Genomic DNA, 17,216 nt, shown 5'->3' on the forward strand with positions numbered 1-17,216 from the left:
CACTAACCAGTCACACACCCTGAGCGGGTTCAGGAATTTGCCGGAACCCGCTCAGCGCTGTTCGATTCCTTCAACATCGCCACCTCTTCAGACAACCAAGTGCGCCACGGCATCTGTTTTATGCCGAAGGTATTGCGGATCTTGGTACAGACCATAGTGGTGTTTACCGGTTCGATGTGGCCCCAGTCGGGCACCTCGTCCACCACCTTGATTCCTTCAGGAATGCCAGGCATGCCGGCGATCGCCAACCCCAGTTCATACAGATTGATCTCTTCTGCCCCGGCATACTGGTAGGTACCCCAGACTTCAGCACCACAATCGATCTGGAGCGCCACCGCCACGATCACCCTCGCCAGATCTTTCACCGCCACCGGCTGCCCCTGACACCGGCCGGGCAAAGACAGGCCACCTTGCGCCGTACTTCGCTGAACCTTGCCGATAAATCGGGCCAGGCTCCAGCCGGTACGCAGAATAATATGCCGCGGGAGCTGCGTTCTCAGGGCCTGCTCACATTCCCATTGCCAGCGACCCAGCTCGTTAACAGGCTGCCCTGGATTCGACGCTATGTAGGCACCCTGTTTACGGCCATCAAACACATAACATGAAGAAAGCTGCAGTAAAGCCATTTTGCGCTCACGGGCATGCTCGGCCAGCGCCAACGGCAATGAAAACGCCGCTTCGTGAGTCGCCTCCCGGTTTTTCTCCGCCTTTTCCGGATCCGCGAGCCACAACGCATTGATAATCAGCGCGGTGTCTTCAGGAATCCAGTTATCCAGGGCATGCAGGTCGACATTGGCAGGATCACTGACCAGCAAAGGACTGATCCGCAGATGCGTTTCCCGCAGGCGCTCCAACAGCACCTTGCCAAGCGGGCCATAGTCGTGAACAACAAGTACATGCACGTGGAAACAACGCCTCCGGAATATCACTGATGTGACGGATGTCAGGAAACACTCGGGCCAATGGCTCGGAACACTACTTTACTGCAGTATCATGCAGCCTGAAACGTCAGCCTTACGGGGAGCCGGTGAACGCTCCCGGATCGACAAGCATACAACAACGGGAATCCCAATGCTGAAACAACAGAGCCATATAGTGGCCCCTATCCCCGATGAACTAAGAACCCGGGCTCTTTATACCGTCAGTGAGCTCAAAGGCCGCGGCAAAGCCGACAAGCAGGCCATCGACCAGCTGTATGAGCTCATCGTTGAACTGACCGAATCCGGGCTGGATTTCTTTTTCCTTGAGCCACTACGCCGCCTGAATGCCGGCAGCATGATGATGGGAATGGCCAAAATGGGCATCAGTAGCATGCTCAAGGGCAGCAAAATGGTGATTCACAAAGTCCTCAAGAAACTGGACGACCGCAGCCTGGCGGCGATTCTCGATTTCATCGAAGAAATCATTCATGAACCCGAGGCACCCGCGACGTAACGCCGGTGAGCAACTCATAGCCAATGGTACCGGCGTAACCGGCCACCTCGTCGACACTCACGGTTTTGCCCCAGAGCTCCACCAGGTCGCCCTCGCGGGCTTCAGGGACAGCACTCAGGTCTACCGCCAGCATGTCCATGGAGACCCGCCCCAACAAACGGATTCGCTGGCCGCGCACAGCGGCTGGCGTTCCGGTACCCGCGTGACGCGGGTAGCCATCGGCATAACCAATGGCCACCATGCCCATCCGGGTATCCTGACTGGCCGTCCAGGAAGCGCCATACCCTACCGACTCCCCGGCACGAACCACGCGTGTGGTAATCAGAGGCGCCTGCAAGGTCATCGCAGGGCAAAGCCCCAGCTCCGCACCGGTTTTGCCCTCCATGGGTGACGCCCCGTAGAGCATGATCCCCGGGCGGCTCCACTCGTACAGCGGCTGATTCGGGCGAAAGTGAGCCGCAGAATTGCCAACGCTACGCATCAAATCCGGCCAGGGGGCTACTGCCCGCTCAAAAATCCGGGTCTGGAGCCCGGTCATTTCGCTGTCCGAATCATCGGCACAGGCAAAATGAGTGACAAAACCAATCGCAAGATGCTTCAGGCCCGCTTCCTCAAGCCCGGCCATCACCTCCGGCAGCTCTTCGGGCCGGAAGCCCAGACGGTTCATGCCAGTATTGACCTTGATCCAGAATCTGGGAGAACGCCCCACACCGAGCCACGATAACTGTTGCTGACAGTGGAGCACCGGTTCAAAACCCGACCGCTCACATTCGGCCAGATCATCCTTTTGATGGGTGCCCTGCAGCAGCACCACGCTGTGTCGATGGCCGGCACCGCGAATGGCTATGGCTTCCTCGATACAGGCCACCGCAAACCGGCTGGTCTCCGGGGCCAGAGCATCAGCAACCGAGCGAATGCCATGGCCATAGCCATCGGCTTTGACCACCGCCATGGCATAGGCGGTTCCGGCCAGTTCCCGGGCCCGGCGGAAATTGTGTTTCAGGGCGTCAAGATCAATGCGGGCAACGGTGGGGCGTGGCATTAATAATCCCCACCGTAATCGCTGTAATCGCCGTGCGCCAGGTCTTCGAATTTGGTGTATTTACCGATGAACGCGAGACGGATGGTACCGATCGGGCCATTCCGCTGCTTACCAATAATGATCTCGGCAATGCCCTTATCCGGCGTATCCTCGTTGTAGACCTCATCCCGGTATACGAACATGATCACATCGGCATCCTGCTCGATCGCACCGGATTCCCGCAGGTCCGAGTTGACCGGGCGTTTGTTGGGGCGCTGCTCCAGACTCCGGTTCAACTGGGACAGCGCCACAACCGGGCAGCCCAGTTCTTTGGCAATACCCTTGAGTGAGCGTGAGATTTCAGAAATCTCCGCAGTCCGGCCTTCAGTGTTACCCGGCACCCGCATCAACTGCAGGTAGTCGACCATGATCAGGCCAATCTTGCCGCCGTTCTCCCGCGCCACCCGACGGGCCCTGGAGCGCATTTCTGTCGGGCTCAGCCCCGGAGTGTCATCGATATAAAGCGGCTTATCCTTCAACAGACTGACGGCAGAGGTAAGCCGGGGCCAGTCATCCTCTTCCAGCTTGCCGCCCCTCACTTTGGTCTGATCAATGCGACCAAGCGACGACAGCATACGCATGGCCAGCGCATCTGCGGGCATCTCCATACTGAACACCAGTATCGGGGTGCCGGTGCTGATCAGGGCGTTCTCAACAATGTTCATGGCAAAGGTGGTCTTACCCATAGAGGGCCGCCCCGCCACAATGATCAAGTCGGCCGGCTGCATACCGGAGGTCTGGTCGTCCAGGTCCCGGAAACCAGTGGTCAAACCGGTCGTCTGCTCGCCGGATTCAAACAGCTCTTCAATTCGGCTGAGTGTGGTCGCCAGAATGGGGTTGATGGCCTTGGGACCGGAACCTTCTTTAGTACGTGCCTCGGCGATCTGGAACACACTGCGTTCTGCTTCGTCCAGAATATCGTTACTTTTTCGCCCCTGCGGGTTGAAGGCCGAATCGGAGATCTTGCCGGACACCTCCACCAGCTGCCGCAGAATGGAGCGTTCGCGAACAATGTCAGCGTAGGCTCTGATATTGGCGGCGCCGGGTGTTTTCTCGGCGAGTTCCGCCAGATAAGACAGACCACCAGCATCCTCAATATCGCCGGCCCGTTCCAGAAACTCGGCCAGGGTAACCACATCCAGCGGCTCACTCTCGCTGGCCAGGCGCTCCACGGCGCCGAAAATCAGGCGATGGTCCTGCCGGTAAAAATCAGCCGCTGAAATAATTTCGGCGATCTCGTCAAACCGACGGTTGTCCAGCATCAGGCCGCCGAGCACCGCCTGTTCAGCCTCGACCGAATGCGGCGGGACCTTGATGCGACTGGTTTCCGGATCAATAGAAGCAGGTTTCAGAGTGGGATTGGCCATAGACACCGACATCAGGGAAATGAACAAACGAGATGACAAGAATACCAGAAAGCAACGGGCCCGAAACCGTCTCCGGCTCGGGCCCGTTTTTCAGCACAGAAACCTGCGGCTTCAGTGCTGGTTGAATCGACCTGTCACTGGGCTACCGATTACTCGGCAACAACCGCCAGCTTGATGGTCACTTCAACGTCTGTGTGCAGCTGCAGTTCGATGTCGTACTCGCCAGTCACCCGGATCGGGCCTTCCGGCAGACGAACTTCGCTCTTCTCGACTTCAGTACCACCGGTAGACACTGCATCGGCAATGTCACGAACACCGATAGAACCGAACAGCTTGCCTTCTTCACCGGCCTTGGAGGTGATGGTGAAGGAAGCGCCTTCCAGAGCTTCGGCACGGGCCTGGGCAGCAGCCAGCTTCTCAGCAGCAGCTTTTTCCAGCTCAGCGCGACGCTCTTCAAACGCCTTTACGTTTGCTTCCGTAGCAGGAACGGCCTTGCCGTACGGCAGCAGGAAATTACGACCGTAACCGGCCTTAACCTTTACCTTGTCACCCAGGGAGCCAAGGTTTGCGACTTTCTCGAGCAGAATAACTTCCATCTCGTTAACCTCTTCGTGCTTTATTCAGCCGGACCGGCGGGTATACGCCCCCGGATATCCAGCCAGCTATCCACAAAAGCCAGAACCACTAACAGCATCAACAGATTGGGACCCAGCAGAACCAGAGCAACGTAAAACATTGCCAGCCAGTTTCCGCTCCACTGCTTTCGAGCAAACACACCGTGCACCAGAGCCAACCCGGCCAGAACCAGCGGGGTGCCCGCAGCCCAGGCCAGCAGTATGGCATTCAGCCCAAGAATCGGGCCGACCACCATGGTGATGGCGCACACCACGGCTACCGCCGGCGATAACCTGAGGCCATGGAATTCCTTGCGGAATCCACCGGGGTTATACAACCCCGCCTGCCACGACCTTGCCAGCATCGTCATACCGATGGCGGTGGCAAAGTAGGTACCGGCCATGCTGGCGTTCATGGTGTCCCGGATAACCTGTTCCAGTTCACCACCCAGCGCACGGGCCATTTCAGTGTTGTACTGCTCGTAAACCTCGACACCAGCCTGAACCAGATCGTTCAGCAGCGCCGGATACATCACAGGCAACATCAGCCCGGTCAGTATCGCCAGAAAGGCACCGGACAACAGCGCTCTTTCCCAGGACAACGTCGTCCGGATAATGGATGCCATCAGCATCACCTGCAGCAGCACCGCCAGCGCCGTGGGATCCTGGCCGTAAACGGCCCACCCGATCGCCGGAATCAAAGCCCAGAGGCCAATATTGAGCCCCTGGCGAATGCCCAGCCGAAGAACGACCAGGCCAGTTACCGCTGCGCCAATCCAGAACAGTAAGGGTACTGCGGTGGTAACCGCTGCAACCCCGCCAGCCTGCAGGGGACCGCGCATTACATACTGTGCCAGTGCACGCATGGTCCCGGGTCCTGTCCGTTAAAACTTAGTGGTCGTGACCGTCCGTATACGGCAGCAGTGCCAGGTAGCGGGCACGCTTGATAGCGGTAGCCAGCTGACGCTGATAACGTGCTTTGGTGCCGGTGATGCGGCTGGGCACGATTTTGCCGGTTTCAGTGATGTAGCCTTTCAGGGTGTCCAGATCCTTGTAATCGATCTCTTTAACACCTTCTGCCGTGAAGCGGCAGAACTTACGACGTCTGAAAAAACGAGCCATAACGTAACTCCTAACTCCGGTTAATTACTCTTCTTCGTCCTGGGATGCGCTCTGACGCTCTTCAGAGTCAGCTGAACGACGTGGACGATCGTCTCCGCCGGAACGACGGTCCTCACGGGACTCAGCGGCTTTCATCGGAGACAGGTCGGTAACGGCCTCGTCGCGACGCAGAATCAGGTCACGGATGATGGCGTCGTTGAACCGGAAGTTGTGAGTCAGCTCGTCCATCGCTGCCTGTGAACACTCGATGTTCATCAGCACGTAGTGAGCCTTGTGGATCTTGTTGATCGGGTAAGCCAGGTGACGACGGCCCCAATCTTCCAGGCGATGTACCTTGCCGCCATCTTCAGTGATGACGCTGGTATAACGCTCGATCATCGCGGGCACCTGCTCGCTCTGATCCGGATGTACCATGAAAACGATTTCGTAGTGACGCATGAGTTCTCCCTACGGTTTAAACAGCTTCCTTCTCCCGGTGGCCATACCAGTGGTTGTGGCCGGAGCGTGAAAGCAAGGAGGTGACAGCAAGTGCTGCCGGTTTCTTTTTTGCTTTATCAATAAGGCTTTACAAGAAAGGCTTGATCAAAAGCGAAGCTAACCATTGCCATACAACAGACAATAAAAAGCCACCCCTTGAAAAAGGGGTGACGTATTCTAGGCCCGCAGGCCTGTTTGTGCAAGGTTTAACCGAGGCGCTGGCGCAGTGCCTCGTACAGACAGACACCGGTCGCCACCGACACATTCAGACTGTCGACGTGGCCGAGCATCGGAATGTTGATCAACTGGTCACAATGTTCACGGGTCAGACGGCGCATGCCTTTACCTTCGGCGCCCATTACCAGAGCAACCGGCCCCTTGAAATCAGCCTGATACAAGGTGGCATCCGCCTCACCTGCCGTACCAATCAACCACACGCCCTGGTCCTTCAACTCCCTAAGGAAACGGGCGAGATTGGTCACCCGGACAAACGGTACCGTTTCTGCCGCCCCACAGGCGACCTTTCGGGCAACCGGCGTCAACGAGGCAGATTTATCCTTGGGCACAATCACGGCCTGCACTCCCGCCGCATCGGCGGTGCGCATGCACGCACCCAGATTATGGGGATCCGTCACGCCATCCAGCACCAGCAGGAATGGCGGCTTGTCGCTGGCGGCCAACTGGGCAAGAAGATCATCCTCGGTCCACTCCCGGCTTTCCGCAACGGCAGCAACAACACCCTGGTGGACACCGGACACCCGCTCATCCAACTCTTTCCGGTGCACCACTTTCCAGGGCACCCCCAGACCGTCAAGGGCATCGGTAACCGACTTCACCCGCTTATCCTGACGACCGGTCTGAATCCAGACCCTTTGCAACCGCTCCGGCTCTCTTTTCAACACGGCATCTACGGCATGCCAGCCGAATACATATTCCTGAGACACTGACAATCAATTCCTGCGTAACGTGTTATTTGCGACTCTTGCGCTTACGGCCCGAGCCTGACGGTTTACCTTTGGCCGATTTGGACCGGGCCTCCCGGGCAGCCTCTGCGGCCAGCTTTTCCTTGGCGCTGGCCGGCTTACCGGATTTTTGCCCTTTACCGGAGCGACCACCCTTGCCTTTGCCCCGCGGCTCGCGCTTGGACACTTCCAGCGCATCGCGGTCTGCCTTCCGGCGCCTGGGGGTACTTACCAGCTCAAGATCGATTTTGCGGTCTTCCAGATCGACACGCACCACGCGGACTCGCACTTCGTCACCCAGACGGAAGCTGACGGCCGTGCGCTCACCAATCAGACGATGCTTGACGGCATCGTGATGGAAGTAGTCACCACTGAGCGTGGACACGTGTACCAGACCTTCGATGTAGATATCGGACAACTCAACAAAGAAGCCAAACGGCACCACCGCGCCGATAATGCCATCGTACTCCTCGCCCACGTGATCGCGCAGGAACTCGCACTTGAGCCAGGCCATGACATCCCGTGTAGCATCGTCGGCCCGGCGTTCGGTCATGGAGCAATGCTCACCCAGCTGCTCCATGCGGGCGTAATCGTAGGGATACTCTGCCAATTCGGGATCGTGCACTTTCGGAGACACCAGATCTTTGGTCGCCTCGGGATTATGGATCCGGGACTTGATGGCCCGATGCACAATCAGGTCCGGGTAACGTCGAATTGGCGACGTGAAGTGGGTATAACTGGCGAAGCCAAGACCAAAATGCCCGGCTTCCTCAGGACTGTACACCGCCTGGCTCAGAGAGCGCAGCATCACCATCTGGATGACATTGGCATCCGGGCGGTCGGCCACCTGACCCAGCAAGGCCTGGTAATCTGCCGATGACGGCTTGTCGCCGCCGCCCAGCTGCAATCCCAGCTCACCCAGGAACAGGCGCAGATTGCTCAGACGCTCTTCCGAAGGCCCGTCGTGCACCCGGTAAAGCGCCGGAATCTGGTGCTTCTTGAGGAAGCGGGCCGTCGCCACATTGGCGCACAGCATGCACTCTTCCACAATCTTGTGGGCATCGTTCCGGTGCACCGGAACAATTTCCTCAATCTTGCGCTGGGCATCGAAAACAATCTTGGTTTCCGTGGTCTCGAAATCAATGGCCCCACGCTCGGTGCGAGCCTTTCGCAACAACTTGTAGAGGTCATACAGGTTGTGCAGATGCGGCAGCAGATCCGCATAGTGGGCGCTGAGTTTGTAGCCCTGCTCCGTATCCGGATGCTCCAGCATGGCACTGACCTTGTTGTAGGTCAGCCGGGCATGGCTGCGCATTACGGCCTGATAGAAGGTGTAGCCGCTGATGTTACCGGCGGCACTGATGGTCATGTCGGCCACCATGCACAGGCGGTCGACATCCGGGTTCAGGGAACACAGGCCATTGGAGAGTTTCTCCGGCAACATGGGCACCACATGGTCCGGGAAATACACCGAGTTACCGCGCTGAATGGCCTCTTCATCCAGTGGCGACCCCGGGCGGACATAATGAGACACATCAGCGATGGCCACCACCAACCGATAGCCGCCACGGGGGCGAGGCTCGCAGTAAATGGCATCATCGAAGTCACGAGCGCTCTCGTCGTCGATGGTCACCAGGCGCATGTTGCGGATATCCACCCGGTTTGCCTTGTCTTTTTCTGCCACTTCCGCCGGAATCGAGGCAGCCTGCTCACCTACGGCGGGCGGCCAGCTATGGGGAATTTCGTAGGAACGAATGGCAACATCAATTTCCATTCCCGGCGCCATGTGCTCGCCCAGAATTTCAATGACCTGGCCGGTAGGCTGGGTTCGAATCGTCGGCTGACGAATAATTTCCACCACCACATACTGGCCGTGAACTGCCTTACCCGCCTGCTCATCAGGAACCAGTATCTCATGATTGATCCGGGCGTTCTCCGGCACCACAAAAGCGATGCCGCTTTCTTTAAAGAAGCGACCGACAATCTGGGAGGTGCGATGCTCCAGCACTTCCACAATCTTGCCTTCCCGGCGCCCGCGATCATCCACCTGATCCACCCGGGCGGCCACCCGGTCACCGTGGAACACCTGGCGCATCTGCCGGGCGGTCAGAAACAGGTCGGAGCCACCATCATCGGGGATCAGAAACCCGAAACCATCACGATGTCCAACCACACGCCCGGTGACCAGATCCGCTTCCTCGATCGGCAGGAACGCATCACGGCGGTTACAGATCAACTGTCCATCACGGCACATCGCAATCAGACGACGGCGCAACGCTTCAATTCCTTCCGCAGACGTCTGCCCGAGCTCCTGACACAGGGTCTCGTGCGTGGCCGGCGCGCCCCGCTCTTTCAGATGTTGGAGAATGTACTCCCGACTCTGGATGGGGTTGTCATATTTCTGGGCCTCACGCTGGGCATGAGGGTCACTTTGTTTGTTCTTCCTGGAAACCATTCGGATCCTTTCTGTCTCACCGCAAACCGTGCGGCATCATTCATGTTTGATGCAGTATAACGTTGGGATGGGAATGCTGCCTAACAAGGGCGCCAATATAGGCACAAATACCCTGAAATCGTCAGACTCTGCCGCCGAAACTTTTTTGAAAAAAATGTTTGACAGCACCTGAACGAATCATTAAAGTACGCGCCATCGGTTGAGGGGCAACTCCTCACCACTGGCAGAAACGCTAGGTTTTCAATAAACTATACGCGAATCTGCAAATCACCTGCCGAGGTGGTGAAATTGGTAGACACGCTAGCTTCAGGTGCTAGTGGGGGCAACCCCGTGGAGGTTCAAGTCCTCTCCTCGGCACCATTTTCTTCCCCAGAAAATGGCCTAAGAAATTAAAAATCCCGAAAAAATCAGCAGCATCTGACGTCGAACTCGCCGTATTTACGCCGAGCATTTTGTGCTGTCTGGAAGGACGACAGACAGAACATCCATCGCCCTTTCCGCAAACCGCCTTACTCCGACAGCCTGTCCAACAGATAGTCCGAGAGGCTCTGGTACTCGTACTCCACTGTGGAATACGCCCGGCCCGGCCGGTCGAGAGGACCGTCACCGCAATCGGATGTGGCGACGAAATCGACCAGATACGCCGTCTTGAGCAGGTTCGGACGCTGCATATCCAGCTCTTCGCTGTTCAGTGCGTCGTAAAACAGCTGCCACTGGAACGCCCCGTTCGCAGAATCCACTTCTGGCCTATTTGCGGTCGCCCGATCCAGGAACGGGAACCGGAGCAAGCGGGCAAAAGAGACGCCATTACGCTCATCAATATCGTATTCATAGGCACCAGCCCCGAAAAGATCGGAAGCGGCAACGTCACTGGTAAATGAGAAGGGAAACAGCCGGGTCGCATACTGGCCGTTGCGCTCGGTATCGTTAGGCGCAACACCCTGGGGCGCGCAGGAGGCTCCACCACCAGCAAAACCAACGGCTGCTTCCAGGCCACCGCCCGCGGTCAGCCGATACCCACTGACCAGATCCCGTGGCGACTGCTCGCCATCCAGAATGTCCGCTGGCGAATTGGCCTCCTCTAATGTCAGCACGCGATCATCAGCTCTGCCGGGCACGGATTCCAGCAGAGTCCCGGTCTGCTCATCCCAAACCCAGCTGATGTCACTGATACCATCCAGTTCGGTTCCCCCTGGCGTTACCCCGAGCGTCTGCTCGTGACACGTAGTGACAGTATCGAGACTGGCCGTGCCATTCTCCCACGCAAACTCCAGACGCTCGTGCACGCCCTCCTCGTCGTACCAGACGGCACTTTGGGGCGAAAGGGAGGAAGATGGCAGCCACTGAGTCTTCAGATTGGTCATATAGCCATCGGCCTGAAACAAACGGGCCATCTCTGGCAATGAAATACCCATGCAGCCCCGACTGGATACAGCCAGCAGCCTGCCACCTTCACTGTATTCAAAAGACAGCTCAGCCGAGGCTCCGAGATCAGAGGTATTGGTAGGCAGTACGTCTGATCGGGTTGGCCGTGCCGAAATCCGCTGACTCACCAGAAGCCTGGGATTGCTTACTTCAACATCAACATCCGGCAGTACCAGCGTATCGGTATCCACATTGCCGTAGTTGCCACCGGACGCAGCAGCATCGACAATGGCAATAACCTCATCAACGTTCTGCACCACCGAATAACCAAGCAGGTACACCCCGTCACGCGGTAACAGGCTGGCTTCGCTGCCGTCACTGCCATTCCCTGCCAGGTAATCGTTGTAGCCATCAGGAATCTGGCTGGCCATGAACCGCGCCAACGCCCGGGCATAGGCGTGAGCCCGGTCATCATTGGCAAGAATATAGTCCTTCCACAGGTTGATACCGTCCAGATCAGCGAACCGGTTATCCGGAATCGGATTTTCAGCATTCCACTGGCCGGCCAGGCTCCGGAAACGGGCCAGCGTAGTCAGGGGGGTAATATTGGTTACTCCGGGGCTGGCTGACATCAAAAACGCCCGGCTGACCGCCTCATCGCCGTAGCTACGCTCCTCCAGGGTCTGGCCGGGAATCGCGAGGGCATAAAGCGGATAATCCCTGGGGTCCAGGTTTGCGCCGATCGATGGCGGAACATCCAGTGCGGAAACGTCCATGGAAAACCGCCCGCCGGGACCGCTCATCACGGTTGGCTCGCCGTCCTCGAGTATGTGGGTATTACCGCTGTCCAGCTCAATCTCCACCGGCCCTGCGGTGTACTGACCATTGTCGTCAAGATCCAGCCAGACCCGGGCATTGTTGAGGTAACCGTCGATTACCCGCCCCTGGTAGGGCGCTCGCTCACTGTAGGTAACACCATCGAACTCCCGGCCATCAACCGGCAGGTCATCGGATTCATCACCACAGCCGGCGATCGCAAGTGACAGCAGAGGAACGGTAACACTGATCAGACGTTTCATCGCGGCAACCATTTATCCTTGTTAGAGGTTGTGCCGCTACTTTAGGAGATGTGCCGCAGGGAGACCTTGACAGGCTTGGCAAATTGTAAAGTTTGGTAACGAGCAGGCCCCGGAATGTGCCGGGGCCTGCAAATCGGGACAATTCGTCAGAACGACCGCGCCACGATTTCTTTCATGATTTCGTTGGTGCCGGCGTAGATCCGCTGCACGCGCGAATCGGCCCACGCCCGGGCAATCGGATACTCCCACATGTAGCCGTAGCCACCGTGCAGCTGAACGCATTCGTCCATCACCTTGCATTGAAGGTCGGTAGTGTGCTGCTTGAGCATGGCCGCCGTCGGGATATCCAGTTTCTTGTCGAGGTGCAGCTCCAGGCAACGGTCAGTGAACACACGGGCGGCCGTGATTTCGGCCTTCAGTTCAGCCAGCTTGAAGCGGGTGTTCTGGAAAGCGATGACGGGTTTACCGAAGGCTTTGCGTTCTTTCACGTAATCCAGGGTCCACTGCCAGGCCGCCTCGGCGGCGGCTACGGCGGTCAGGGCCACCTGCAGACGCTCGGCCGGCAACTCCTGCATCAACTGGAAGAAGCCCTGCCCTTCCATGCTGCCCAGCAGGTTGTCTGCCGGTACTTTCACATCCTGGAAGAACAGCTCGGAGGTGTCCTGGGCTTTCATCCCCACCTTGTTCAGGTTCTGGCCTTTTTCAAAGCCCTCCCAGGCGGTTTCGACCAGCAACAAGCTGGTACCCTTGGCACCTTCTTTGGGGTCGGTCTTGGCAACGACAATCACCAGATCCGCCAACTGGCCGTTGGTGATAAAGGTTTTCGAGCCATTCAGAATGTAGTGGTCACCCTGGCGAATCGCCGTGGTTTTTACGCCTTGCAGGTCGGAACCCGCGCCCGGTTCAGTCATGGCGATGGCAGTAATCATTTCACCTGAAGCCATTTTCGGCAGATACTTCTGTTTCTGCTCTTCTGAGCCGTAGTTCAGGATATAAGGCGCCACGATATCGGAGTGCAGCCCCCAGCCAATGCCAGACAATCCGGCCCGGGAGATCTCTTCCATAATCACTGCGGAGTAACGGAAATCGGCCCCCACACCGCCGTACTCTTCCGGCAGCATCGGGCACAGGAAGCCCAGCTCACCTGCTTTCTGCCAGAGCTCGCGGCTGACCTGACCATCTTTTTCCCATTGGTCATGATACGGAGCCGCTTCCTGCTCCAGAAACTTGCGAACGGAATCGCGGAAGCCTTCAAGATCGGCGTCGAAAAGAGTACGTGGAATCATTGCTGAACCTCGGTAAACGGGTTGGTTTATCATTGTGTTCAGCAAGTCTGTGGCGGGGCGGGGTTTCGCTCAATGGTGAAAACCATCAATCGCTTTGGCCAAAACCATCGCCCCGGAACGGATCAGTCGGCTTTCTTTTCGCCCCAGCGAGGTACCAGGGTTTGCGGAAGATCCAGATGGTCGAGAATCCGGGCCACCATAAAATCGACCAGATCATCCACCGACTGCGGGTTGTGATAGAACCCGGGGCTCGCCGGCATCATTACCGCACCCATGCGGGTAAGCCTGAGCATGTTTTCCAGGTGCACCTCAGAATAGGGCGCCTCACGCAACACCAGAATCAGCTTGCGGCGCTCTTTCAGGGCCACGTCGCCGGCGCGCTCGATCAGATTGTTGCTGGCGCCGGTCGCCAGTGCCGAGAGCGTGCCGGTGCTGCAGGGGCAAATTACCAGCGGCGCCTTCTCGCCGGAACCGGAAGCCGGTGGAGAAAACCACTCCTCCCGGCCAAAGACCTGTACCTGACCGGGCTGCGCACCGGCGAAGTCCGACAAGGCCTCTGCCATGGCAGGCGTGGAACCCGGCAGCCGAAAATCGGTTTCAGTCGCGATCACCACCTGGGCCGCCTTACTGATCATCATGTTCACACGGCAACCGTTGGCTACCAGGCACTGCAACAGACGAAGCCCGTACTGGGCTCCGGACGCGCCGGTAAACGCCAGATTAACAACCGGTGATTGTTCAGCCACGACGCTTCTCCAGTTCCGCCACCAGTTTCCGATGAATGCCGCCAAAACCGCCATTACTCATGATCACGATATGACAAGTCTCTGGCAGTCCCTCCAGCGCCTTCTCAATCAGTTCCTCCACCGACGCCTCCACCCTGTGATGATCCAGCTCACCATGTTCCGCCTGCCAGCTCCCCACCAGTTCCGGCAACCAGTCCATATCACTGAGATTACCCCAAAGCACCCGATCCGCCAGTGCGGCACTCGGGATCAGCGTCTGCTTGTGCACACCCTGCTTCATGGTATTGGAGCGGGGTTCGATAATGGCCAGGATGGGCTCATCTCCCACCCGATTGCGCAATCCCTCCAGGGTAGACGCAATCGCGGTTGGATGATGGGCAAAGTCGTCGTATACGCGCACACCGCCGATTTCGCCCACCAGCTCCATTCTGCGCTTCACTCCAGAGAACCGGCACAACGCCGCCACCGCATGGTCAGGCGTAACGCCCACATGACGGGCAGCGGCAATCGCCGACAGGGCATTACGCACATTGTGCAAACCGGTCAGCCCCCATTTCAGCGTCGCAACCGGCTGCTCATGGTGGATGACCATGAAGCGGCTGCCATCCTCAGCCAGAAGCTCAGCCCGCCAGTCCGCCGTGCGGCTGATCTCGCTGCCGATGGCCGTATCCTGCACCGGGCTCCAGCTCCCCATCTCCAGAGCATTATCCAGGTGGCTGTCCAGAGCAGGTCGAATGATCAGGCCCTGAGACGGTACGGTACGCACAAGGTTATGAAACTGACGCTCGATGGCTTCCACGTTTTCGAAAATGTCGGCGTGGTCGTATTCCAGGTTATTCAGAATCAGGGTATTCGGGCGGTAGTGGATAAACTTGGAGCGCTTATCAAAGAACGCGCTGTCGTACTCATCCGCCTCGATCACAAAGAAATCACTGCTGCCCAGTCGGGCAGACACCGGAAAGTCCTGGGGCACACCGCCTATCAGGTAACCGGCATCAAAGCCGGCCTGGTCGAGAATCCACAGCAGCATGGCCGTTGTGGTGGTTTTGCCATGGGTACCGGCTACGGCCATCACCCACCGGTGGCGCAGGACCTCCCGGGCGAGCCATTCGGGGCCAGACATATAATCAATGCGCCGGTTGAGCACTGCTTCCACTTCCGGGTTACCCCGGGACATGGCATTCCCGATCAGCACCAGATCCGGATTCGGCTCCAGGTTCTCTGGCCGGTAACCTTCTGTCAACGCAATGCCCTGGGCCTCCAGCTGAGTACTCATGGGAGGGTAAACGCCCTGGTCCGAACCGGTCACCTTATGCCCCAGCTCCCGGGCGATCACCGCCAGACTGCCCATGAACGTGCCGCAAATGCCCAGAATATGTATATGCATTAAGGTTGTGCCTCCGGTTTGAAACCTGCCAAGCCTCTACCATACTTTCTGCGCGGTCAAGAGCCGGCATATGCTCATGAAAAACCGCGGTGTTTGGCGTATCATCTGCGCCATCGTTGAACCAGCAGGAGGCTTCAGCCCGAGATGGCTATCAAGAACGCATTTTATGCCCAGTCTGGCGGGGTCACCGCCGTTATCAATGCCAGTGCTTGCGGTGTTATCCAGACCGCACGCAAACATCCGGACCAGATCGGCAAGGTCTATGCCGGCCGCAACGGCATCATCGGTGCTTTGAAAGAAGAGCTGATTGATACCAGTCTGGAATCTGACGACGCCATCCAGGCCCTCATCCACACGCCAGGCGGGGCTTTTGGTTCCTGCCGCTACAAGCTCAAGAACATTTCCGAGAACCAGCGCGAATACGAGCGCCTGATTGAAGTGTTCCGGGCCCACGACATCGGTTACTTCTTCTACAACGGCGGCGGCGATTCCCAGGATACCGCCTATAAGGTCTCCCAACTGGCCGATCGTATGGGTTACCCGATCACCTGCATTGGCGTGCCCAAAACGGTCGACAACGACCTTCCCTTCACCGACTGCTGTCCCGGATTTGGTTCCGTGGCCAAGTACATTGCCACATCCACCCTCGAAGCCAGCCTGGATATCAAATCCATGTGTGAAACCTCCACCAAGGTCTTCATTCTGGAAGTGATGGGTCGCCACGCCGGCTGGATTGCTGCCGCTGGCGGACTGGCCGGACAGAGCGAAGGCGAGCCGCCTCACGTCATCCTGTTCCCGGAAATTCCCTTCAACCGGGAGAAATTCCTGGAGCGAGTGGATCAGTGCGTGAGGGATTACGGTTACTGCGTGGTGGTGGCGTCTGAAGGCGCCCAATACGAAGACGGCCGCTTCGTTGCCGATGCCGGCGCCAAGGATGCCTTCGGCCACACCCAGCTTGGTGGTGTTGCCCCGGCCCTGGCCAATATGGTGAAACAGGCCCTGGGCCACAAATACCACTGGGCAGTGGCAGACTATCTGCAGCGTGCAGCCAGGCACATTGCCTCGGCCACTGATGTGGAGCAGGCCTACGCGGTTGGCAAGGCTGCGGTGGAAATGGCCCTGGCAGGCAAACAGGCTCTGATGCCCACCATCGTGCGGGATCAGGCCAAGCCTTATCGCTGGTCAATCGGCGAGGCCAACCTCAGCGAGGTCGCCAACCAGGAAAAGAAAATGCCGATCCATTACATCACAGACAACGGCTTTGGCATCACTCAGGATTGCCGGGATTACCTGCAGCCGCTGATCGCCGGCGAAAGCTTCCCGCCGTTTGACGACGGTCTGCCCAGGGTTGCCAAGCTGAAGAACCAGCTGGTGGAGAAGAAACTGAGGACCGAGTTCGAACTCTGATCCTGCCCTGCAGCCCTACAAAAAAGCCCGGCCAAAATTGCCGGGCTTTTTTTACGCTACAAACGGCTGCGACCTAACTGGCCGTTTGCGCCTCATGGCGGCGCACATACGCTGAGAAATCGTCGAAACCACCCACATACTCGGAACCCACCAGAATCTGGGGCACCGTGTAGACCGGATGGCCGATACGGTCGGCAATGTCCTGTTTGCTCATGCCTTTTTCGATCATGTCCACCCACACGTAGGGGATGTTTCTGGATTCACACAGGTCCCTTGCCCGAACGCAAAAACCACAACTTGAACGGCCATAAATCGTGACCTGCTCCATACATACCTCCTGACTCAAAGGGTTGCGAGTGGCTGGCACTCAGCGCATTTATAATGTCGCAATAATGGCATGGCGAGCACCAATTGAAAATTGATCCTCGCCATGA

General features: G+C 57.8%; 16 protein-coding genes and 1 tRNA gene. 3 read left to right on the forward strand and 14 right to left on the reverse strand.

Annotation, left to right across the window (positions count from 1 at the left end):
* Positions 1–29: 29 nt before the first annotated feature.
* Complete coding sequence (locus ARC85_RS08990) at positions 30–902, reverse strand: SDR family oxidoreductase (RefSeq protein ID WP_113879837.1); 873 nt, start codon at positions 900–902, stop codon at positions 30–32.
* A gap of 169 nt (positions 903–1,071) precedes the next feature.
* On the opposite strand from ARC85_RS08990, the gene ARC85_RS08995 reads away from it, so the two are divergent.
* A complete protein-coding gene (locus ARC85_RS08995; RefSeq protein ID WP_022991953.1) occupies positions 1,072–1,434 on the forward strand; it encodes a hypothetical protein in 363 nt (120 codons plus the stop codon).
* On the opposite strand, the gene alr is transcribed toward ARC85_RS08995, so the two are convergent.
* The 8 genes from alr to rnr form a co-directional block, all read right to left on the reverse strand.
* The gene (gene alr / locus ARC85_RS09000) at positions 1,403–2,476 is read right to left on the reverse strand and encodes an alanine racemase (protein ID WP_022991954.1); all 1,074 of its coding nucleotides are present in this window, start codon (positions 2,474–2,476) and stop codon (positions 1,403–1,405) included. The genes ARC85_RS08995 and alr overlap by 32 nt on opposite strands.
* Positions 2,476–3,882, reverse strand: coding sequence for a replicative DNA helicase (gene dnaB, locus ARC85_RS09005; protein ID WP_014420683.1), 1,407 nt, complete (start codon positions 3,880–3,882; stop codon positions 2,476–2,478). The genes alr and dnaB overlap by 1 nt, the downstream gene beginning before the upstream one ends.
* A 149-nt stretch (positions 3,883–4,031) precedes the next feature.
* Positions 4,032–4,478 (reverse strand): 50S ribosomal protein L9, encoded by a 447-nt coding sequence (gene rplI, locus ARC85_RS09010; RefSeq protein WP_011785846.1) that lies wholly within the window; start codon positions 4,476–4,478, stop codon positions 4,032–4,034.
* Between the two features lie 20 nt (positions 4,479–4,498).
* Complete coding sequence (locus ARC85_RS09015) at positions 4,499–5,362, reverse strand: hypothetical protein (RefSeq protein WP_014420682.1); 864 nt, start codon at positions 5,360–5,362, stop codon at positions 4,499–4,501.
* A gap of 25 nt (positions 5,363–5,387) precedes the next feature.
* Positions 5,388–5,618: a 30S ribosomal protein S18 gene (gene rpsR, locus ARC85_RS09020; protein ID WP_011785848.1), complete on the reverse strand. Its 231-nt coding sequence runs from the start codon at positions 5,616–5,618 to the stop codon at positions 5,388–5,390.
* A 24-nt stretch (positions 5,619–5,642) separates the two neighbouring features.
* Positions 5,643–6,056 (reverse strand): 30S ribosomal protein S6, encoded by a 414-nt coding sequence (gene rpsF, locus ARC85_RS09025; protein WP_011785849.1) that lies wholly within the window; start codon positions 6,054–6,056, stop codon positions 5,643–5,645.
* 245 nt (positions 6,057–6,301) lie between these two features.
* Positions 6,302–7,039: a 23S rRNA (guanosine(2251)-2'-O)-methyltransferase RlmB gene (gene rlmB / locus ARC85_RS09030; RefSeq protein WP_011785850.1), complete on the reverse strand. Its 738-nt coding sequence runs from the start codon at positions 7,037–7,039 to the stop codon at positions 6,302–6,304.
* Between the two features lie 25 nt (positions 7,040–7,064).
* Positions 7,065–9,512, reverse strand: a complete 2,448-nt coding sequence (gene rnr, locus ARC85_RS09035) for a ribonuclease R (protein ID WP_113879835.1) — start codon at positions 9,510–9,512, stop codon at positions 7,065–7,067.
* A gap of 273 nt (positions 9,513–9,785) precedes the next feature.
* Here rnr and ARC85_RS09040 point away from each other — a divergent pair.
* Positions 9,786–9,872 (forward strand) — tRNA-Leu (locus tag ARC85_RS09040).
* A 149-nt stretch (positions 9,873–10,021) separates the two neighbouring features.
* On the opposite strand, the gene ARC85_RS09045 is transcribed toward ARC85_RS09040, so the two are convergent.
* From ARC85_RS09045 to mpl, 4 genes are all read right to left on the reverse strand, one after another.
* A complete protein-coding gene (locus ARC85_RS09045) occupies positions 10,022–11,956 on the reverse strand; it encodes a hypothetical protein (protein ID WP_113879931.1) in 1,935 nt (644 codons plus the stop codon).
* A gap of 146 nt (positions 11,957–12,102) precedes the next feature.
* A complete protein-coding gene (locus ARC85_RS09050; RefSeq protein ID WP_011785859.1) occupies positions 12,103–13,242 on the reverse strand; it encodes an acyl-CoA dehydrogenase family protein in 1,140 nt (379 codons plus the stop codon).
* Positions 13,243–13,364: 122 nt separating this feature from the next.
* Positions 13,365–13,988: a flavin prenyltransferase UbiX gene (locus ARC85_RS09055; protein ID WP_113879834.1), complete on the reverse strand. Its 624-nt coding sequence runs from the start codon at positions 13,986–13,988 to the stop codon at positions 13,365–13,367.
* Positions 13,981–15,375: a UDP-N-acetylmuramate:L-alanyl-gamma-D-glutamyl-meso-diaminopimelate ligase gene (gene mpl / locus ARC85_RS09060; protein ID WP_113879833.1), complete on the reverse strand. Its 1,395-nt coding sequence runs from the start codon at positions 15,373–15,375 to the stop codon at positions 13,981–13,983. Before mpl ends, ARC85_RS09055 begins: the two co-directional genes overlap by 8 nt.
* A 144-nt stretch (positions 15,376–15,519) precedes the next feature.
* Here mpl and ARC85_RS09065 point away from each other — a divergent pair, with 144 nt between their 5' ends.
* Positions 15,520–16,782: a 6-phosphofructokinase gene (locus ARC85_RS09065; RefSeq protein ID WP_011785862.1), complete on the forward strand. Its 1,263-nt coding sequence runs from the start codon at positions 15,520–15,522 to the stop codon at positions 16,780–16,782.
* Between the two features lie 73 nt (positions 16,783–16,855).
* Here the strand turns inward: ARC85_RS09065 and ARC85_RS09070 are convergent, their stop codons facing one another.
* Positions 16,856–17,110: a GrxA family glutaredoxin gene (locus tag ARC85_RS09070; RefSeq protein WP_011785863.1), complete on the reverse strand. Its 255-nt coding sequence runs from the start codon at positions 17,108–17,110 to the stop codon at positions 16,856–16,858.
* Positions 17,111–17,216: the final 106 nt, after the last annotated feature.

Source organism: Marinobacter sp. tcs-11 (assembly GCF_002049515.1).
In the GTDB taxonomy this organism is placed as follows: Bacteria; Pseudomonadota; Gammaproteobacteria; order Pseudomonadales; family Oleiphilaceae; genus Marinobacter; species Marinobacter nauticus.